General features: G+C 54.4%; 23 protein-coding genes. 21 read left to right on the top strand and 2 right to left on the bottom strand.

Annotated features, from left to right (window positions below; translation table 11 throughout):
* Positions 1-2: 2 nt before the first annotated feature.
* The 16 genes from FEM41_RS19975 to FEM41_RS19900 all read left to right on the top strand — a co-directional run bounded on the left by FEM41_RS19975 (position 3) and on the right by FEM41_RS19900 (position 13,186).
* Positions 3-1,487: a terminase large subunit gene (locus tag FEM41_RS19975; protein ID WP_138097924.1), complete on the top strand. Its 1,485-nt coding sequence runs from the start codon at positions 3-5 to the stop codon at positions 1,485-1,487.
* Complete coding sequence (locus tag FEM41_RS19970) at positions 1,487-2,896, top strand: DUF4055 domain-containing protein (protein ID WP_138097923.1); 1,410 nt, start codon at positions 1,487-1,489, stop codon at positions 2,894-2,896. Before FEM41_RS19975 ends, FEM41_RS19970 begins: the two co-directional genes overlap by 1 nt.
* Positions 2,883-3,995 (top strand): structural protein, encoded by a 1,113-nt coding sequence (locus tag FEM41_RS19965; protein WP_138097922.1) that lies wholly within the window; start codon positions 2,883-2,885, stop codon positions 3,993-3,995. Before FEM41_RS19970 ends, FEM41_RS19965 begins: the two co-directional genes overlap by 14 nt.
* A gap of 300 nt (positions 3,996-4,295) precedes the next feature.
* The gene (locus FEM41_RS19960) at positions 4,296-5,087 is read left to right on the top strand and encodes a hypothetical protein (protein WP_138097921.1); all 792 of its coding nucleotides are present in this window, start codon (positions 4,296-4,298) and stop codon (positions 5,085-5,087) included.
* 10 nt (positions 5,088-5,097) lie between these two features.
* Entirely contained in the window at positions 5,098-6,057 is a 960-nt protein-coding gene (locus FEM41_RS19955; RefSeq protein ID WP_138097920.1) for a major capsid protein, read from the top strand.
* An 8-nt stretch (positions 6,058-6,065) separates the two neighbouring features.
* A complete protein-coding gene (locus FEM41_RS19950; protein ID WP_138097919.1) occupies positions 6,066-6,338 on the top strand; it encodes an Ig-like domain-containing protein in 273 nt (90 codons plus the stop codon).
* Between the two features lie 41 nt (positions 6,339-6,379).
* Entirely contained in the window at positions 6,380-6,862 is a 483-nt protein-coding gene (locus FEM41_RS19945; RefSeq protein WP_138097918.1) for a DnaT-like ssDNA-binding protein, read from the top strand.
* A complete protein-coding gene (locus FEM41_RS19940) occupies positions 6,862-7,122 on the top strand; it encodes a hypothetical protein (RefSeq protein WP_138097917.1) in 261 nt (86 codons plus the stop codon). Before FEM41_RS19945 ends, FEM41_RS19940 begins: the two co-directional genes overlap by 1 nt.
* Before the next feature lie 3 nt (positions 7,123-7,125).
* The gene (locus FEM41_RS19935) at positions 7,126-7,476 is read left to right on the top strand and encodes a hypothetical protein (RefSeq protein WP_138097916.1); all 351 of its coding nucleotides are present in this window, start codon (positions 7,126-7,128) and stop codon (positions 7,474-7,476) included.
* Position 7,477: 1 nt separating this feature from the next.
* Complete coding sequence (locus tag FEM41_RS19930; protein ID WP_138097915.1) at positions 7,478-8,062, top strand: hypothetical protein; 585 nt, start codon at positions 7,478-7,480, stop codon at positions 8,060-8,062.
* The gene (locus tag FEM41_RS19925) at positions 8,059-8,469 is read left to right on the top strand and encodes a DUF4128 domain-containing protein (RefSeq protein WP_138097914.1); all 411 of its coding nucleotides are present in this window, start codon (positions 8,059-8,061) and stop codon (positions 8,467-8,469) included. Before FEM41_RS19930 ends, FEM41_RS19925 begins: the two co-directional genes overlap by 4 nt.
* A gap of 69 nt (positions 8,470-8,538) precedes the next feature.
* On the top strand, positions 8,539-9,222 hold the full coding sequence (locus FEM41_RS19920; RefSeq protein WP_138097913.1) for a phage tail protein: 684 nt from the start codon (positions 8,539-8,541) through the stop codon (positions 9,220-9,222).
* 46 nt (positions 9,223-9,268) lie between these two features.
* Positions 9,269-9,580 (top strand): phage tail assembly chaperone, encoded by a 312-nt coding sequence (locus FEM41_RS19915; protein ID WP_138097912.1) that lies wholly within the window; start codon positions 9,269-9,271, stop codon positions 9,578-9,580.
* Between the two features lie 47 nt (positions 9,581-9,627).
* Positions 9,628-9,882, top strand: coding sequence for a DUF1799 domain-containing protein (locus tag FEM41_RS19910; protein ID WP_138097911.1), 255 nt, complete (start codon positions 9,628-9,630; stop codon positions 9,880-9,882).
* Positions 9,883-9,886: 4 nt separating this feature from the next.
* The gene (locus FEM41_RS19905) at positions 9,887-12,802 is read left to right on the top strand and encodes a phage tail tape measure protein (RefSeq protein ID WP_138097910.1); all 2,916 of its coding nucleotides are present in this window, start codon (positions 9,887-9,889) and stop codon (positions 12,800-12,802) included.
* Between the two features lie 36 nt (positions 12,803-12,838).
* Positions 12,839-13,186, top strand: a complete 348-nt coding sequence (locus tag FEM41_RS19900) for a phage tail protein (protein ID WP_138097909.1) — start codon at positions 12,839-12,841, stop codon at positions 13,184-13,186.
* 48 nt (positions 13,187-13,234) lie between these two features.
* Here the strand turns inward: FEM41_RS19900 and FEM41_RS19895 are convergent, their stop codons facing one another.
* Entirely contained in the window at positions 13,235-14,365 is a 1,131-nt protein-coding gene (locus FEM41_RS19895; RefSeq protein WP_138097908.1) for an RNA-guided endonuclease InsQ/TnpB family protein, read from the bottom strand.
* Between the two features lie 108 nt (positions 14,366-14,473).
* Here FEM41_RS19895 and FEM41_RS19890 point away from each other — a divergent pair, with 108 nt between their 5' ends.
* Positions 14,474-15,226 carry a phage minor tail protein L gene (locus tag FEM41_RS19890; RefSeq protein ID WP_138097907.1) on the top strand — a complete coding sequence of 251 codons (753 nt, stop codon included), beginning with the start codon at positions 14,474-14,476 and terminating at the stop codon, positions 15,224-15,226.
* A 4-nt stretch (positions 15,227-15,230) separates the two neighbouring features.
* Positions 15,231-15,944, top strand: a complete 714-nt coding sequence (locus tag FEM41_RS19885; RefSeq protein ID WP_138097906.1) for a C40 family peptidase — start codon at positions 15,231-15,233, stop codon at positions 15,942-15,944.
* A gap of 247 nt (positions 15,945-16,191) precedes the next feature.
* On the opposite strand, the gene FEM41_RS19875 is transcribed toward FEM41_RS19885, so the two are convergent.
* Positions 16,192-16,548: an Arc family DNA-binding protein gene (locus tag FEM41_RS19875; protein ID WP_138097904.1), complete on the bottom strand. Its 357-nt coding sequence runs from the start codon at positions 16,546-16,548 to the stop codon at positions 16,192-16,194.
* A 114-nt stretch (positions 16,549-16,662) separates the two neighbouring features.
* On the opposite strand from FEM41_RS19875, the gene FEM41_RS19870 reads away from it, so the two are divergent.
* The 3 genes from FEM41_RS19870 to FEM41_RS19860 all read left to right on the top strand — a co-directional run bounded on the left by FEM41_RS19870 (position 16,663) and on the right by FEM41_RS19860 (position 18,290).
* Positions 16,663-16,836, top strand: a complete 174-nt coding sequence (locus FEM41_RS19870; RefSeq protein WP_138097903.1) for an Arc family DNA-binding protein — start codon at positions 16,663-16,665, stop codon at positions 16,834-16,836.
* A complete protein-coding gene (locus tag FEM41_RS19865) occupies positions 16,826-17,476 on the top strand; it encodes a BRO-N domain-containing protein (protein WP_138097902.1) in 651 nt (216 codons plus the stop codon). Before FEM41_RS19870 ends, FEM41_RS19865 begins: the two co-directional genes overlap by 11 nt.
* An 85-nt stretch (positions 17,477-17,561) precedes the next feature.
* The gene (locus tag FEM41_RS19860) at positions 17,562-18,290 is read left to right on the top strand and encodes a hypothetical protein (protein ID WP_138097901.1); all 729 of its coding nucleotides are present in this window, start codon (positions 17,562-17,564) and stop codon (positions 18,288-18,290) included.
* Positions 18,291-18,297: the final 7 nt, after the last annotated feature.

Here is an 18,297-nt window from a genome sequence, read left to right as displayed (position 1 = left end):
GCATGAAGGCGGAACATCTCGCGCTGCTTCGTGACAAGCTCTGGCGGCTAAATCATCTCTACTGGATTACGAACAAAGAGGGCAAGCCGGTACGCTTCGGTATGACGCCTGAGCAACTCGAATATTTCGAGGGGATGCATACAAGGAATATCATTCTGAAAGCCCGGCAGCTTGGGTTTACCACCGAGGTTTGCATTATCCAATTGGATGCGGCGTTGTTTGAGGCTGCGAAGTGCGCTCTGATTGCTCACACTCTCAATGATGCCAAGCGATTATTCAGGGAGAAGATTAAGTACGCCTATGACCGACTCCCTAACGAGATAAAGGCAGCGAACCCGGCAAGCAATGATGCGGCAGGCGAGCTTGTTTTTAAGAAAGGCGGCTCTCTCTATATCAGCACATCTTTTCGTGGCGGTACGTTGCGATATTTGCATGTTTCCGAATTTGGGAAGATATGTGCCAAGTTCCCTGATAAAGCGCGTGAGATTGTCACCGGCGCATTTGAAGCGGTGTCTACCGATTGCTTTACTACGATTGAGAGCACCGCAGAGGGAAGGGCGGGCTACTTCTTTGATTACTGCCAATCGGCAGAAAAAGCCCAACTACAGGGCAAGCAACTATCCAATCTTGACTGGAAATTTTTCTTCTTTTCGTGGTGGAATAATCCTCAGTATGCAATCGACCCCGTGGAATCAATACCGCAGCGCCTGAGCGATTATTTTGCTGAGATTGAGACAAAACACGGCGTTAAACTAAATGACCGCCAGAAAGCCTGGTATCTCGCTAAAGAGAAGACGCTCGGCGATGACATGAAGCGGGAATACCCATCCGTTCCCGCAGAGGCATTCCAGCAATCAGTCGAAGGCGCTTACTACGCAAAACAATTCCGGTGGCTTTATCAGAGTAAGCGCATTGGAGACATTCCTGATAACTCGCATCTCCCGGTTCACACGTTCTGGGATATCGGTGTCGGTGACTCAACAGCTATCTGGTTCGTCAGAGAAGTGGGTGAAGAATTCCACGTCATCGACTACTACGAAAACAGCGGTGAAGGGCTGCGCCACTACATGAAGGTGCTGAAAGACCGTGGCTATGAATACGGTGAGCACTGGGGGCCGCATGACATCGACAACCGCGAGTTTGGTAGCGATGCGAAATCACGACGAGAGCTGGCCCGGGAAGGGTATGAAATCGATGGGAAAATATACTCTCTGGTATTTAGTGTGGTGCCAAAATCAGGCATTGACGAGGGGATTGAATTGGCTCGCGAAATCCTTCCCGCTTGCGTGTTTGACGAGGTTAAGTGCGCAGATGGGATTAATGCGCTGGAGAACTATCGCAAAGAATGGGATGACAAGAGGGGGTGCTGGAAGGATAAACCACTGCATGACTGGACATCCCACGGCGCCGATGCGTTTCGCTATTTCTCTGTAACTAGAAAACGAACTAAACCGGCTTTCTCTATCTCTCTGGATACTACTTTCTGATGTCAAATTACGATATTACATTTATTCGACCTGAGCAGAAGGCGGCGTGTGAGATCTGGAAGAAGATCCGCGACGTTTGCAAAGGGGCGGAAGCCATAAAATCGGCGGGGCATGAGTATCTGCCTAAACTGGCCCCCTCGGATAAATCAGCGCGAAACCGGAAACGCAACGAGGACTATCTCACGCGCGCGGTTTTCTACGCGATAACCAGCAACACTAAAATCGGGCTGCTCGGGCTTGCGTTCCGGAAAGATCCCACGTTAACCGCACCGGAAAAGCTGGAGTATGCGCAGAGCAATGCCGATGGCGCAGGGACAAGCATCTATCAGCAAGCACAGCAGGTTCTGGATAACGTGCTGGAAGTGGCCCGTGAGGGGCTTTACGTCGATTACGCCGATGGCGCTAATCAGGCGATCATCCTCCGCTACCAGGCTGAAAACATCATCAACTGGCGCACCGACCGTATTAATGGGAGGGATCAACTGGTGCTGGTGGTTCTGCGTGAGTGTATTGAAGAGCCGGACGGATACGGATTCAAGAATGTCATTCAGTACCGAGAACTGGCGCTGGAAGAGGGGCGGTTCGTTTGCCGGGTCTGGCGGCGCAGCGGGGAAACCGGTAGCGGCGGTTACGAGGTAAGTAGCGAATACTGGCCGAAACCGAAAAGCGAAACATCCTGGGACGAAATCCCGTTCACGTTCGTCGGCGCCCAGAATAATGACCCGACGATTGACGAATCGCCGCTGGCAGCGCTGACTGAGATTAATCTCGGGCATTACCGGAACAGCGCGGATTATGAGGATAGCGTGTGGTTCTGCGGGCAGGTTCAGCCGTACATTTCCGGGCTTGATTCCATGTGGCGCGACTGGTTGGAAAAAAACGGCATTAAAGTCGGCTCCCGTGAGCCATTGCTTCTTCCGAAAGATGGCTCGTTTGGTTATGCCCAGGCGGCGCCAAACATGCTCGCTAAAGAGGCAATGGACAGTAAGCGCGACTATATGGTGCAGCTCGGCGCCCGACTGATTGAGCAGAATTCGGCGGCCAAAACGGCCACGCAGGCCAGCGGCGAACAGACATCATCGACATCTGTCCTGGGGATCTGCGTATCGAACGTTACCGAGGCATACGGGCGCGCGCTGGCGTGGTGCGCCCGGTATCTGGGGATGAAAGGCGAGGAACCAACCTTCGTTATCAGCCAGGAATTCATCGCAAAAGTGGCCGAATCCGGCATGGTAACGGCCATCGTTTCGGCGTGGCAATCCGGCGCTATTCGTGATTCGGACATGGTGCGCGCGCTCCAGCGCCTGGACATCATCGATCCGGGCGACAGCATCGAGGACGTGATCGACACAATTCGCAATCAGGAGCCGACGCTGATCGGCAGTGGTGGCGGAAATGGCGACGATTAATGAAAACCTGCGGGATGAGGCTATCGCCCATTCCATCTGGGTAGCTCGCTACAGTACCGGCGTTGCAAACCGCATGGTGAAAACGCTGAACGAAACCGATGCTGATCTGACCGGCCGCCTGCTGGATGCCCTAGACCGACTACCGGCCGACAGTTTCACGGTCAAACGCCTGGAGAGCCTGCTGGGTAGCGTTCGGGAACTGAACCGGCAGGCGGTATCTGCGTTGCAGAGCGCGCTGCAGGGCGAACTGCGGGAGTTTGCAGAGCATGAGGCAGGCTATCAGCTCAGTCTGTTCGATTCGCTATTGCCTGGCCCGGTAGCTTCCCGTTATCCGCTGCAGGGCATTACGGCTGACATGGTCTATGCAACAGCGATGTCCCAGCCATTCCAGGGGCGACCGTTGAGCGAGTGGGCCAGCAACCTAGAATCGGATCGCCTGACCCGGATAATCAACGCTGTACGCCGCGGATATCTGGCCGGGGATACGACCGAAACGATAGCGCGCAGTGTGCGCGGGCACGCGAATCAGCACTACCGTGATGGTGCAATTCAGATGAGCAGGGCGAACGCCGCCAGTATTGCCAAAACGGCGGTAAACCATATCGCAGCAACGGCGCGTAGCAGCTTCGCTAACGCTAACAGCGACATTGCGAAGGGTAAGCAGTGGCTTTCCACGCTGGATAACCGAACTACCCATTTATGCATCATTCGTGACCGGCTGAGCTACACACTGGACGGCAAGCCGATCGGCCACAAGGTTCCCTATTTGCAGGGACCTGGCCGGATTCACTTCTGCTGCCGTTCTACCGAAACGTTGATTCTGAAGTCCTGGCGCGAACTGGGTCTCGATATCGACGAAATGGATGAGGGAACACGGGCCAGCATGGATGGCCAGGTCGCAGCAGAGACGAACTACCGGGACTGGCTGGAGCGCCAGCCGTACCGGCGGCAGGTCGAGGTGCTGGGCGAGAAGCGAGCCCGGCTGATGCGTGACGGCGGAATGAGCCCGGATGAGTTCTATACCGACCGCGGGGAGTGGCTGACGCTTGAGCAGTTGCGCCAGCGCGATGCGCGAGCATTTGAGGAGGCAGGAATTTGAGCCATGAAAGATTGATGCCAGCGCGAAAATTGGTTTTAAAACGGTTTCGCGGGGGGATAGCGCTATTTGATAAAGAGAGCGGACAGCTTTTGTCCAATCAGTCTGAACTAAGGATTGATAGCCACCCTGGAGAAGCAGGGAAGTTGGTTGTCACCTTCGTTCTTGCGTCCGATGGGATCACGCTTTCCGACGAGGTGATTCTCCCCACAGGTTAACGTGCAAATTTTTATCTAAAACACAGGTCGCCCAGGGCGGCCTTTTTTATTGGGCTAAGCCCGCAACTTTCCCAAGGGGAATACCATGCTTTTTCGAAATATGTTCATTAAATATTACTCTGCGGCAGGCTCTGAAGGGGGCGACGGTGGTGGCGCTGGCGGCGGCGAAGGCACGCCGGAAATCACCCCTGAAATTGAGAAAATTATCAATGAGCGGGTGAATAGTGCCGTTACCGGCTTGAAGACCAAAAATAACGAATTGCTGGGGAAGCTCAAGGAGTCCAGCGAGTCGCTGAAACAGTTTGAAGGCATCGACCCCGAAGCCGTTCGCGGCATTTTGCAGCGCTTTTCCGATGACGAAGAGGCAAAGCTTATCGCCGCCGGGAAAATCGATGAGGTGCTGAACAAACGCACCGAGCGCCTGCGCGCCGATGTCGATAAGCAGATCAAGTCCGCAAATGAACGCGCTGAAAAAGCTGAGGCGTTCTCCAACAAATTTCGGGATCGCGTTCTGGCCGATGCCATCCGTTCTGCCGCAGCGAAAGCTGGCGCGCTGGCGGAGGCGTCCGACGACCTGATCCTGCGTGCCAAGGGCACTTTCCAGCTCAACGAGGACGGCGAGGCCGTAGCTGTTGATACAAATGGCGATGTTCTGTTCGGCAAAGATGGCAAGTCACCACTCACCCCCGAAGAGTGGGCCGAGTCTCTTAAGGAGACGGCTCCCCACCTGTTCCCCCGTGCCGAGGGCACTGGCGCCGGTGGGCATAAATCAGGGGCTGGTGGTAATGCCCTCAAGCGCTCAGAAATGTCCGCCGCAGACAAAGCCGCCTACGTCCGTAAACACGGACAGCAGGCGTTCCTACGACTTCCCAAGTAAGGATTTTTAAATGGCTACTACTGTCAACTCAGACCTGATTATTTACGACGACCTGGCGCAGACTGCGTTCCTGGAGCGTCGCCAGGACAATCTGGATGTTTTTAACCAGGCATCTAACGGCGCGATCATTCTGGACAACGAACTGATCGAGGGTGATTTCCGCAAACGCGCTTTCTATCAAGTTGGTGGCTCAATTGAGTCTCGCGACGTCAACTCAACCGATCCGGTTACTGGTAAGAAGATTGGCGCTGGTGAATCAGTCAGCGTCAAGGCCCCCTGGAAATACGGGCCGTATATGACTACTGAGGAGGCGTTTAAGCGTCGAGGTCGTTCTGTAGACGAATTCTCCGAGGTGGTTGGTGTCGATGTGGCTGACGCCACTCTGGAGGGTTACATCAAATACGCGCTCCAGGGGGCAGTCGCGGCCATCGGCGCTAATGCTGATATGGTTGTCACAGCCGATATTGCCACTGATGGCAAGAAAACCCTGACTCGTGGACTGCGGAAATATGGCGACAAATTCAACCGAGTTGCACTGTTCGTCATGCATTCCACCACGTATTTCGACATTGTCGATCAGGCTATCGACAACAAAATCTACGAAGAGGCAGGGGTGGTGGTGTATGGCGGTCAACCGGGCACCCTGGGTAAACCGGTTCTGGTTACTGACACCATGGATGCCGACGCCATCCTTGGTCTGGTTGCCGGTGGCGTGTCTGTAACTGAATCTCAGGCTCCGGGATTCCGTTCCTACGACATCAACGACCAGGAAAACCTCGCGATTGGTTATCGTGCTGAGGGCACAGTCAACGTTGAACTGCTGGGCTATAGCTGGGACACCACGGCAGGCGGTAGCAACCCGGATCTGACTAAGATCGGCACCGGCGCAAACTGGAAGAAACACTTCACCAGCAACAAGTCCACCGCTGGTGTTCTCATCAAGCTCGAGGCACCGGAGTCGGGGGAGTAACGCTGTCAGTGGATAAAACCACCGCCACCGCTGACAGCACTGATGCGGTAACTGTCTCCCTGAAATACACCAAGGCCGGAACTGGGGTTTCTGGTGCCAATGTCGCGTGGACGTCCACTGGCGGTACGCTGAGCACTGAATCATCGGTAACTGGAACCGCTGGTGGGGCGACAGTAAAACTGACGTCCGACAGTGAGAATGTGGTCACAGTTTCTGCAACGGTGGATGGAATTACCAGGAAAACTGATGGCATCACATTCACCACTCCCCCGGGTGGGTGATAAATCGTTTGGGGCTTCGGCCCCATTTTTCAGGTGTTGAGATGATTAATACCAATATCAATTCCCCTGATTTCAACAGTTACGCCAGCGAGGCCGATCTTGCAGCGTTTGCTGATTTGCGTGGCATTGAGCTACCGGATAAAACCGCGCCGTTACTGATTAGGGCGATGGACTATCTGGAGGGAATGAACTGGGCAGGCCGCCGCGTCAATCCCGCGCAGCCGCTGGCTTGGCCCCGCAAAGAGGTCTACATCGAAGACCATGAGTTGCCACACGACCAGATACCCCGGCAGGTTATAACCGCGCAATGCATGCTGGCGGTTGAAGCCATCGACGGGGAGCTGCTGGGAAGCGTTCGCGAGGCTGCGGTTAAGACTGAGCGGGTGGAGGGCGCTGTAACGATGACTTACGCTGTTGCTGACGGAGAGACGTTTACTCCGTCATATCCTGCCGTAACGGCTCTGCTGGATGGTCTGGCGATTGCCCGTGGGTTTGCGATCAACACATTCGCGGAGCGTGCGTAATGAGTGGGTTAAGGGTGGTCAACTTCGATAAAAAACTCTGCGCTGAGAAGCGACATCATGCCGATGAGGTGATTCGCCTCTTGGAAGAAGCGTTGCAACTGGCCCGTGACGGTAATTGCCAGAGCCTGGCTGTTCTGATGATGGATGTGGATGGAAACATTATTGACTGCTGGCATAACTCCGATCGCCCGTATGTGATGGTTGGAGCGCTGGAGTCCCTGAAAACTGATTTCATCCATGCCTGCATCGAACGGAGATGATTCATGGCTATCAACTATCAGCGCATGCGCGATCGCTCAACCAGAATGATAGCCGCCAATGGCACCACGTTTCAGGCTGTGCGTCCCGGTTCGCTGGAGGTTATTGGTGGTGTGGAGCATGTTCACCCCGAAGCGCCTTACACGGCGATTGGCGTGCGCACAGACTATCAGCCGGGTGAAATAGATGGCACGGTCATCAAATCTGGTGATGTGCGGGTCGTGTTTACCGCAGAGCAGGAAATTAGCATCGGCGACCTGGTGGAAATCGACGGCAAGCAACACCGTGTTGTGAAGCCAAACCCGGTTAAACCGGCGGACCTGGTGATTTGCTACCGGGCGCAACTGAGGGCGTAGCATGGGCGAGAATACAGCGTTCGTGGAGTCAATCACGGCATTCGTGAACCAGGCCAAAGCGAGTCAGGAACAGGTGGTTCGGGCTACCAGCATAAAAATCCTGAACCAGCTGATTATGATGTCTCCCGTTGGAAATCCTGAGTTGTGGCAGGTGAATCAGACTGCGGTGGCCTATAACACCGCAGTGCTGGAACACAATGCAGCGCAGCGGGCCGATCCCGCCAACCTGACCAAAACCGGGCGCCTGAAGAAAAAGGCCAGAGTGAATGACAGCATGGATATTAAGGCCCCGCCCGGGTATACCGGCGGGCGCTTCCGTGGTAACTGGCAAGTATCCTTCGATGCCCCGGTAGAAGGGGAAACCGGAGTCATCGACAAGCAGGGGCATCTAACCCGCGCAGCCGGTGAGTACCAGCTATCTCTGTTTAAGGTAGGGATGACGTCGATTTATTTCTGCAATAACGTGCCGTATGCCTACCCGCTGGAAATGGGGCATTCAACCCAGGCGCCAGGGGGAATGGTGCGGATCACCGCCGCCGAGTTTCAGCGGTTTTTTGACGAATCGGCCAGGGAGTTAAAAACGTGATTCCTGATATTTCTGCGGTGCTGTCGGCTCGCCTGGGCCAATGGGCGGATTCGCAGGGGATCCCGGTCGCCTGGGATAATGTCGCATTTGAGCCGCCATCGGGCGCGCCTTATCTTGCCGCGCATGACATGCCTGCCACGCCGCGAACGCTGGATTTATCGCTGACGTGCCGGACGTTTCCCGGCGTATATCAGATTAATGTCGTTGTTCCGGCTGGCTCTGGCAGATCCTCTGCTGGCGCGCTGGCCCGCCAGATTGCCGCGCTCTTCCCCGAGGGACAGGAACTGGCGGGAGATGGTTTTACGTGCTGGGTAAGCGGCCCTCCGGCCATATTCGCAGGCGTAACCACCGACACCACATATACCGTGCCCGTTAGTCTGAATTACCGGGCCGATATCGTCAGCTAAACACCAAACTCCACAAACCTCATAACCAACCGGCCGCGAGCCGGTTTTTTTTCGTACAGGAGAAATGCCATGGGCTTTGCCTTACCCAATGGATCGCACGTTTATCTTGCGTCCGAATACGCTGATGCGGTGCCGTTTACCGGCATCACCAATGCCGAACATGCCGTGATTACTGTCGGCAGCGCTACCGGCCTGCAGGAGGATGATATCGTTCATATCACCTCTGGCTGGTCAGGTATCAACGACGTGGTAGCCAAAATTACCGCGGTCGATGGTACGTCCGTCACGCTCGGCAATATTGACACGACCAACGTCAATAAATATCCGGCGGGCAGCGGCGCCGGTTCCATTCGGGTTGTCAGCGAGTGGACCGAGTTACCTCAAATTACCGAGGTTGCTAACGCTGGCGGTGACCAGAACACCACCCAGATCCAGTTTCTGAGTGACGATCGCCAGCGCAACCTGAACACGTTCAAGGCGGCCAGTTCGCAGACGTACACCATCGCGCATGATTCCTCGCTCCCTGTTTACCCACTACTGGACAGACTGGACGAAAACGGGGACACCGTGGCCGCGTATATGTACATCCCGAAAGCGAAGGAAAACCGCTACTGGTCCGCCACCGTGTCGTTTAACAAAATCCCGGCAACCGCCGTAAACGAGGTGGAAACGGTGACCGTGGCGCTCCAGCTCCAGTCCCCGGCCATGACGTTCTACAAAATTGCTGATGACGGTAGCACTCCTGGCAGCTAATTGATAACCACCATCGCCCCGAAAGGGGCTTTTTTAGGGACGCATAATGAGCACCAAATTTACGCTACAGCCGAAACCCACGTTTAAAGCCAATGTAACAATCCCACGCGCTGGCGCTGAGGACGGCGAACTGACGATCACTTTCAGGCATAAGCCGCTAAAGGAATTGTCGGCTATCGAAAAATTGGATGGTAAAACCGCCGTGGATTTCATGATGGAAATTATCGACGGCTGGGCGCTGCCTGATGAATTCAATGCTGAAAATCTGGAAATCCTGCTGGAAAACTACCCGGGCGCACTGAGAACCATCCCCGAAACTTATTACCGAGAACTGACGGGGAATCGCGAAAAAAACTGATAGCGGTTGCCTCGCAGTTCTATACGCCTGAGACGTCAGCCGAGGAAATGGCGGCGTTTGGTCTGACCGCCGACGATTACGAAGAAGTGATCATCGAAGTCTGGCCGGATATCTGGCCAGCATTCCTCGTGTTCCAGTCTGCCAGCACGCAATGGCGTACGGGAATGGCCGGGGTAACCGGGCTGGATTACAACGTCCTGCCCTGGTTGATGCGGATTCATGACGTACAGGACGAGGCAACCGCGCTATCGGATATCAGGATCATGGAGCGAACCGCGCTAAAAATAATGCATAAGGAGTAAGGGCATGGCTGACATCGCTACCATTTCCCTGCGGGTAAATACCGGGGAACTTGAGCGTGGTAGTAAAGAACTCGACCGGTTTCAGGAAACAGCGACCCGGGCGGCCGGTAAGGCCGACGATCTGAACTATACGTTCAAAACCGGGGTAGACCGGCAGAAGAAGAATGCCGAAAGCCTGCGCCAGCAGAAGCAGGAACTCCAGAACCTCCTGAACAAAATAAGCCCGGTAAATAAGGCGCTCGACGAACTCGACACCATCCAGCAGAGCCTGGCGAAATTTCGCGGAAAGGGACTTGTAGGCGATGAGGATTTCGCGCGCTATAACGGTGTTCTGGATACCACGCGGGCTAAACTGGCTCAGGTGATGGAGGCAGAGACGGCGGAGGGGCGAGAAAGGCTGGAGCAGGCCCGCTCGGCCCAACGCGCCGCGGCGGCAGGCAGGACGTTTATCGATTCACTGCAGGAACAGGCCAATGCCATCGGCAAAACCCGCAGCGAATTGATGGAACTGAAGGCGGCGCAGCTGGGGGTGTCTCAGCAGGCCGCGCCGATGATTGCTAAGCTGCGGGAGCAGGAGAACGCATGGAAAACCGGCGCTATCAGTGCTGGCCAGTACCGTAACGCGATGCGCTACCTCCCGATGCAGATCACCGACATCGTCACTTCGCTGGCCTCGGGCATGCCGGTTTACATGGTGGCTATTCAGCAGGGCGGCCAGCTTCGTGATTCGTTCGGTGGCATTGGCAACACGCTGAAGGCGGTTTCTTCGCTGATTACGCCAGCGCGTCTGGCTATCGGCGGCCTGGCTGGTGCTGTCCTGGTAGCGGCGAAGGCCGGGATCGACTATTTCAACACGTTCGATGAGATAAACCGCGCGATTATCCGCACAGGCAATATCGCCGGGGTGACAGCGGGGCAGGTCATGTCTGCCGCTCATGATATCGCCGGTGCTACTGGCGCCACGGTGGGAACCGTGCAGGATCTAATGACGCAACTGGTTAGCACTGGAGCGCTGACGCAGCAGCAGCTTGAAAAAGCGGCCAGTTCGACAGCAATGGTCGTGCAAACCGGCGTTGTGTCAGCCCAGGACATCGTAAAAGCTTACTCTGATATTGAGAAAGATCCGGTTAAGGCCCTGCAGGCATTAAGCGCACAATATAATTTCCTCACGGTTGACCAGCTTAAGCACATTGACCAGTTGGAGAAAGAGAAGGGCCACACAGCCGCCGTTACCCAGGCGATGGACCTTTTCGGCAGTACAATGGCACAGCGTGGGAAGCAGGCCTATGACTCGTTAACGCCGTTCGGGCGACTGTGGCTCGATGTGAAGGGCTGGGCCTCCGAGGCGATGGAGAGCATCGGGAAGTGGGTGGCTGAACTGGCTGCCAACACCATGAAAGAGTTCAACGCCATTTACTACAGCGTGGCGATCGTCTTTCAGAAGCTGAACCAGATTATTTCGCAATCCGTCGCCAGCGCGATTGATCTTATCCCTGATTGGGCGAAAACAGACACTCTGAAGGGCTGGCAGAGCTATAACGAGCAGATGGCCGGTGCCTACGGTAATAGCGTTTCTCAACTCAAGAAAGACTGGGACGCTGCCGATAAGAGCGCTGAAAAATACCTCGGTACAGCGAAGAAGGTGCAGCAGAGTACCACCCAGAAAGACCGGGCTGAAGTGGCTGCTTATGGCAAAAAAACACCGAAGGAAAAAGGCATCGGCGCTTCGTCCGGCGACCGGGCTACAGATACCGCCCAGGCCGAACTGCTGGCGCTTCAGGCTCAACTCCGCACACTCCAGCAACACCAGGGACTGAATGACAAAATAAGCCAGCAGCGCAAGGAACTATGGACCACCGAAGCCAAGTTTCAGGTACTGGAAGATGCCGCGAGCACTCGCAAGCTGTCGAAACAGGAAAAATCCCTGCTTGCGAGCAAAGAGCAGGTTCTGCAACTGGCGCGGCAAAAGGCTATTCTGGGAGACCAGATTACGGCGCAGGAGCAACTGAATAAGCGCATGGACACGGCGCAAAAGTACGTCACTCAAATGGCCGAGAAGCAGCAGGCTCTCGGTGTCGGCTCGGTCATGAGTGACCGCCTGGCGCAGAGGGAACTGGCGAAGGCGCAGCTCGCTTCTGGCTGGCAGAATGCCGGTGGCTCTCTTGATGATGCTGGTTATCAGAAGGAACTGAAGGCCGCCAGTGATTACTATGCGGCAGAAGATGCATTGCGTAGTGACTGGCTGGCCGGGGCCAAAAAAGGCTGGGCAGAGTTCGAAGATAGTGCCACCAACGTCTATTCGCAGGTCCAGGATATTTCCGCCCAGGCATTCAGCGGGATGGCATCCACACTGACCGACTTCTTTACCACCGGAAAGGCTGATTTCAAGGATTTCCTTACCACTTTCCTGAAGGGGATCGCCCAGATGCTGACGCAACTGGCGCTGGTCAACAGCATGAAATCGGCATTTGGCGGGACCGCAGTCGGCTCCTTTTTCGGCTTTTCCGGTGGCGGGCTTGTACCGGCGTTCGATGTCGGCGGATATACCGGCGACGGTGGAAAGTATCAGCCCAAAGGGGTTGTCCACGGCGGGGAGTTCGTTTTTACCAAAGAGGCAACGACCGCGCTGGGCGTGGAAAACCTCTATGCCATGATGCGCGGTGCCCAGGGTTATGCCGATGGCGGCTATGTCGGAAGTCGGGCGCCCATGTACGGATTGCAGGGAACTGGCGGCGGCGGGGTAAACGTTAATGTTGGTGATGTGGTGATCCAGAACAATCAGCAGCAACAAACATCATCCCAGGGTGATACGACAGCGGCAAACAGACAGTTGCGCTCTGCCATCATTCAGACGGTTACCACCGAAGCAGGACGGCAGGGAACGCCGTTATGGAAGCTGATTAACAGCAAGGCTCGATAACCCGCTGCGGCGGGTTTCTTTTTATCAGGAGTCAGGATGGCTATCGATACATTTACCTGGCCTACGCAAATTCAGGGCGGTATGCAGGGCGAACTGGCATACACGGCCCGAACGGCAGCATTTGGCGATGGGTACGAACAGATTGCCGGTGACGGCATTCACCCCGAAACGCAGTCCTGGCCGATTACTATGACCGGCCGCCGGGCGGAAATGTTGAAGGCGTTGGCGTTCATGCGCGGCCACTTCATTCGCTCCTTCATCTGGACATCACCGATCGGGGAGGTCGGCCTCTACCGGGTGGTGACCGACTCAGTGAAGGCAACGCCGCTGTCGAGCAACGTATTAACTATCAACGCGACATTTAAACAGGCATACGCACCTTGACTGCTCCCCGCTCTGAAGGACGGGGATTCCCACTTCAACGAGCCGAACCTAAGCCGCGTGATGCGATTCAGGATTTACAGGCTCTCCGTGGGCTAACACTGCCAGCCCGGCAGCTTTGATATTACGTGCCGCGTTAATGTCCCGATCATGGGCTGTGCCGCACTCAGGGCACTGCCATTTACGCACATCAAGAGGCATTTTTTGCATGGTAAATCCGCAACAGCTACAGCGTCTGGAAGAAGGGAAATACTGGTCGATAGCGACAACGCTACGACCCGCCCATTCGCCTTTGTACTGTAGCTGGCGAATAAGTTCGCTCCAGCCTGCGTCAGCTATTGCTTTAGACAGCTTCGGGTTGCGGATCATGTTTTTCACCCTGAGGGATTCGACGCAAACAACTTGGTTTTCGTTAATCAGTTTGCGGGACAACTTGTGCAGGTTATCCATCCGGCAATCGGCGATTTTGGCGTGGAGTCTGGCGACCTTTAAGCGGGCTTTTGCGCGGTTCTTTGAGCCTTTTTTCTTTCTGCTTAACCTGCGTTGCTGCAAGGCCAGTCGCTTCGCATATTTAGCCGTGTGGCGGGGATTGCCGGTTTTGAATCCGGTGTCGGTGACGAACAAATCTTTTAAGCCAACATCAATGCCGACCATTTTAGGGCTGATCGACATTGATTCAGGCTCAAACTCGCAAAGGCACGATACAAAATATCGGCCAGCAGTATCTTTGCTGATAGTTACTGTAGACGGTACTAATGGCAACTGGCGTGACCATCGTACATCCAGCGCCGTTTTACTCTTTGCCATGTACAACCTGCCATCACGGTATTTAAACGCGCTCGCAGTGAACTCAGCCGCCTGCTTGTGCCGTTTGCTTTTGAAGGCCGGATATGCGGCGCGTCCGGCGAAGAAGTTAGCAAAGGCGGTTTGTTGGTGTCGCAGAGATTGCTGGAGTGGTACGCAGGAAACATCGTTAAGCCAAGCGTGTTCAGGCTCTCTTTTAAGCGCCGTAAGGCGAGCGTTGGCCTGTAAATAACCGATCTTTTCCTTTCGCTCGTAGTACGCATCGGTACGCCAGCGAAGGATGGAGTTGTAGACAAAGCGCACACAGCCGAACGTTTGAGTTAAAAGCTCAGCCTGCTCTGGTGTCGGGTAAAACCGGTATTTGTATGCACGTTTCATGGTTTCACATACTAAAGAGGAAAATGTGATTATGCAAAAGACAGTTAGTCAAAAAAACGCCTCCTTTCCTCCCCGGCCTGAAGTCCGGAGTTTCCTGGAGGCATTCTGATGATTACGGCAGATTTTCAGAGCCTCGAGCCAGGCAACAAGATCCGGCTGTTCGAGGTGGACGGTAGTTCGTTTGGGCTGGATGACGTTTTGCGCTTCCATGCCTGCAATATCCCCCATACACCGGAGGAAATCGCGGCGGCCGGTGGAGATGAGTCGAAATTACCGGCTAAGCCGATCTGGTGGCAGGGGAACGAATACGGCGCCTGGCCGTGTCAGATAGAGGGAATGGAGACATCGACCGACGGCAGCGCCGCGCAGCCTACGCTATCCGTTGCCAACCTGGACGGCTCCATCACTGCGCTTTGCCTGGCCTACGACGACCTGCTGCAGGCGAAAGTGACAATTCACGATACTTTCTCCCATTATCTGGACGCTCGTAATTTCCCCGATGGCAATGACTCCGCCGACCCCACCCAGGAGGTAAAGCGGGTTTTCTATATCGACGGGAAGAGTAGCGAAACCAACGAAGTGATGGAGTTCGTGCTCTCCAGCCCGATGGACCTACAGGGCCTCATGATACCGACGCGCCAGCTCCACTCGCTCTGTACCTGGTGCATTCGCGGGCAGTACCGCAGCGGCGACGGCTGCGATTATGTCGGTACCCGGTATTTCGACAAACACAATAACCCGGTTGACGATCCTTCACTCGACGAGTGCCCGGGAACACTGACCGCTTGTAAACTCCGGCATGGAGAGAGCAACGAACTTTCGTTCGGCGGCTTCCCGGGAACATCGCTGATCAGGAGTTGATGATATGCGTGATAAAACCATAGCGGATATCATGACCCACGCCGCCGCCGAGCATCCGCGCGAGGCATGTGGCTTGGTGGCGCAAAAAGGGCGCGTAGAGCGCTATTTCCCGTGCCGTAATCTTGCCTCTGACCCTACGGAACAATTCCACCTTTCACCAGAGGATTATGCCTTTGTAGAGGACTGGGGAACGATCACCGGCATTGTGCATAGCCACCCAGATGCCACCACGCAGCCCAGTGAACTTGATATGGCGCAATGCGACAATACTGAGCTTCCCTGGCACATTGTCAGTTGGCCGGAAGGCGACCTCCGAACCATCCAGCCCCGTGGCGAACTCCCGCTTGTCGGCCGACCGTTCGTCCTGGGTCATACTGATTGCTGGGGGCTGATTATGAGCTACTTCCGGCAGGAGCATGGGATAGAACTGCGGGATTACCGCGTCGATTACCCGTGGTGGGAGTCCGGCACCGAAAACCTTTACCTAGATAACTGGTATGAATGCGGCTTCCGGGAGTTCTCCGGCCCGCCGCGCCCGGGCGACATGGTGATCATGCAGGTATCGGCACCGGTAGCAAATCATGCCGGCATCCTGCTGGAAGGCAATATGCTGCTACACCACCTGTACGGACACCTGAGCCAGAGAACGCCGTATGGCGGATACTGGCAGGAGCGCACCGTAAAAGCGGTGCGGCATAAAGAACTTTTCTCTGCCTGACCCAGACGGGAACGTTTTCTCACCCACAAAACCAAAGGCCCAGATCGTTGCAAGCGATGCTGGGCCTTTTGCTTTCCACCGTTACCGTTGCTAACGAGGAACATGTGATAGATTTTAGCAAACTGATACGGGAGTTGCGACTAATGATTAAGCAATTACCAAATTGGAAATTCATCCTGCTCTGGCTTGTGGCGATTACCGCCGCACTTGGGTATTTCATCGGACAGGTACGATGGTGGTAGCCCACTCAGGTGGGCTTTTTGTTGAACTCTTGGATGGCTTTTTTCACATCATCCATCATCTTTTTGCTGTAGTTGTCACTTATCCGTTCAATAGCGGCTTGTAACGGGTCAATCTTCTCCAACTGCTTTAGTTGCTCTTCCCTTGGCTGGGAATAGAACTCCATCTGTGACTCATTCACTTCGGTTGGCGCGTCAGAATGGTAGGAGGGTGGTAGTTCATCTCCCTCTAAAGCATCTTGGAGTATTTTAACTATTTCAGCATTCATTGACCTGCCATTGTTCTTGGCTCTTTGCTGTACAGCCTCCCGGATCTCATCCGGCATTCTTAGGCCAAACGGAGCGATATTTCTGGCGCCTTTCATCTTAACCCCAAGTGATTTCGATATGTGATAGCACAGTGTAGTCATATAGCTCTTGACATGATAGATTCACGGTGTAATCATTTCACCGTGATATCAACATGACGAGGTAGTGAAATGAGCGACATCCTTTACACCGGAAAGAAAAGTGAAAACTTCATGCTGAGGCTGCCTGAACGCATGAAGGAAGAAATACGCCGCATGGCAGAGATGGATGGCATTTCGATTAACTCTGCGATTGTGCAGCGTTTGGCGAAGAGTTTGCGAGAGGATCGCGCGAATGGGCAGTAAAAACGGCGAAACCCGGCAGTGCGCTAACACTAACCGGGCTTCTATCGAAAATAACCGCATAGGAAATATCGACATGAATAGTGTACAGAACAACGAGTTAACTTTCCACAATACTACGTTCTCTCATATGGAGATGGCCGGGCAGGTATGGCTTACCGCAATCGAAATTGGAAAAGCGCTCGGCTATGCAGATGAGAAGGCTGTGCAGCGTATCTATTCGCGTCATGCCGATGAATTTACAGACAAAATGACAGGGGTGGTCAAAGTGACCACCCCTCGTGGAATGCAGGAGTCTCGTGTGTTCTCTCTTCGCGGTGCTCACCTGATCGCAATGTTTTCTCGGACTCCGATTGCCAAAGAATTCCGCCGCTGGGTTCTGGATATCCTCGACCGCGAAGTTGCACAGGGTAATGCACATCCGGCGTTCGATTTTGACAGGGCCGCATATAACGCACGAGCCATCAGCATGAACATTAAGGTCATCAAGGAAATTTGGCGAGGCGGACTGGAAGAGGCTCTGCGCCTGATTGATTACAGGCATGGCGGAGACATTAGCGAAAGACTGGCTGACCTGTCTTTCTTCACAGCGCCTCTTGAGGAAAGTCTGAGCAAGCACGAAAAGAAGGGGAGGATTCACTGATTGGCGCTTGGGATGGCGCAAAGAAAAACCGCCAGTTACAGCTGGCGGCTACGTCACAAACCCTATCTCACATAAGGAATGTTGAATGACTTCTAAGAATGTAGCAAATGTAGGCTCTATTGTCACTGAGAAAACCATTGACAGCCAGTCTCTGCTGGCAATGGTCAATGAAGCACGCAAACAGTGCGGCGAGCCGGAAGTTCGCAATAACAAATTCATCGAGAAAGTTGAAGATGAGCTGGATGGCGAGCACTACACAAAAAGTGTAGTGCAAAAATCGAACAAAACTTCGATGGTCGTCATTGATATGTCAATCAAGCAAGCGCTCCGCGTGGCCGCTCGTGAGTCTAAGGCGGTACGTCGCTCTCTGGTGGATAAACTTGAAAATATGCAGGAAGCGCACATCAAGAGCGGGAAGTCAGCAACTGGTCTTGTTGAGTATCGCCAGGCTCGCACGCTGAAAATGACGGTTGAAGCAGTTACCAACCTGTTCGACCTGATGCCTAACCTTGCACCAGAGGCAAAACAGACTGCCGCTGCCAGCATCATCAATCCCATCGTAGGATTCAATGCTATCCCTCTCCCTGTCATTGAGCAGCATTACTACACAGCCGGAGAGGTAGCAGAGAAACTTGGCGTGACGGCGAATAAGATTGGCCGCGTAGCCAACGCTAATAACCTGAAAACTGAGCAGTACGGCAAGTTCTTTCTGGACAAGTCGAAGCACTCAGACAAGCAGGTGGAGGCATTCCGCTATAACGACAATGGCATCGAAGCGCTTCGGCACATCATCAGCGGCGCTGCTGTAGCTTAACTAAACC

It is taken from the genome of Jejubacter calystegiae, assembly GCF_005671395.1.
Lineage (GTDB): Bacteria > Pseudomonadota > Gammaproteobacteria > Enterobacterales > Enterobacteriaceae > Jejubacter > Jejubacter calystegiae.
This window is presented reverse-complemented; position numbering and strand designations above follow the sequence as displayed.

Bases quoted from the DNA above. Each gene is read 5' to 3' on its own strand.
- FEM41_RS19960 (WP_138097921.1), top strand. From the start codon at position 4,296: ATGCTTTTTCGAAATATGTTCATTAAATATTACTCTGCGGCAGGCTCT.
- FEM41_RS19870 (WP_138097903.1), top strand. From the start codon at position 16,663: ATGAGCGACATCCTTTACACCGGAAAGAAAAGTGAAAACTTCATGCTG.
- FEM41_RS19975 (WP_138097924.1), top strand. From the start codon at position 3: ATGAAGGCGGAACATCTCGCGCTGCTTCGTGACAAGCTCTGGCGGCTA.
- FEM41_RS19860 (WP_138097901.1), top strand. From the start codon at position 17,562: ATGACTTCTAAGAATGTAGCAAATGTAGGCTCTATTGTCACTGAGAAA.
- FEM41_RS19935 (WP_138097916.1), top strand. From the start codon at position 7,126: ATGGCTATCAACTATCAGCGCATGCGCGATCGCTCAACCAGAATGATA.
- FEM41_RS19905 (WP_138097910.1), top strand. From the start codon at position 9,887: ATGGCTGACATCGCTACCATTTCCCTGCGGGTAAATACCGGGGAACTT.
- FEM41_RS19945 (WP_138097918.1), top strand. From the start codon at position 6,380: ATGATTAATACCAATATCAATTCCCCTGATTTCAACAGTTACGCCAGC.
- FEM41_RS19920 (WP_138097913.1), top strand. From the start codon at position 8,539: ATGGGCTTTGCCTTACCCAATGGATCGCACGTTTATCTTGCGTCCGAA.
- FEM41_RS19955 (WP_138097920.1), top strand. From the start codon at position 5,098: ATGGCTACTACTGTCAACTCAGACCTGATTATTTACGACGACCTGGCG.
- FEM41_RS19875 (WP_138097904.1), bottom strand. From the start codon at position 16,548: ATGAAAGGCGCCAGAAATATCGCTCCGTTTGGCCTAAGAATGCCGGAT.
- FEM41_RS19970 (WP_138097923.1), top strand. From the start codon at position 1,487: ATGTCAAATTACGATATTACATTTATTCGACCTGAGCAGAAGGCGGCG.
- FEM41_RS19890 (WP_138097907.1), top strand. From the start codon at position 14,474: ATGATTACGGCAGATTTTCAGAGCCTCGAGCCAGGCAACAAGATCCGG.
- FEM41_RS19895 (WP_138097908.1), bottom strand. From the start codon at position 14,365: ATGAAACGTGCATACAAATACCGGTTTTACCCGACACCAGAGCAGGCT.
- FEM41_RS19940 (WP_138097917.1), top strand. From the start codon at position 6,862: ATGAGTGGGTTAAGGGTGGTCAACTTCGATAAAAAACTCTGCGCTGAG.
- FEM41_RS19910 (WP_138097911.1), top strand. From the start codon at position 9,628: ATGGCGGCGTTTGGTCTGACCGCCGACGATTACGAAGAAGTGATCATC.
- FEM41_RS19965 (WP_138097922.1), top strand. From the start codon at position 2,883: ATGGCGACGATTAATGAAAACCTGCGGGATGAGGCTATCGCCCATTCC.
- FEM41_RS19865 (WP_138097902.1), top strand. From the start codon at position 16,826: ATGGGCAGTAAAAACGGCGAAACCCGGCAGTGCGCTAACACTAACCGG.
- FEM41_RS19915 (WP_138097912.1), top strand. From the start codon at position 9,269: ATGAGCACCAAATTTACGCTACAGCCGAAACCCACGTTTAAAGCCAAT.
- FEM41_RS19885 (WP_138097906.1), top strand. From the start codon at position 15,231: ATGCGTGATAAAACCATAGCGGATATCATGACCCACGCCGCCGCCGAG.
- FEM41_RS19930 (WP_138097915.1), top strand. From the start codon at position 7,478: ATGGGCGAGAATACAGCGTTCGTGGAGTCAATCACGGCATTCGTGAAC.
- FEM41_RS19900 (WP_138097909.1), top strand. From the start codon at position 12,839: ATGGCTATCGATACATTTACCTGGCCTACGCAAATTCAGGGCGGTATG.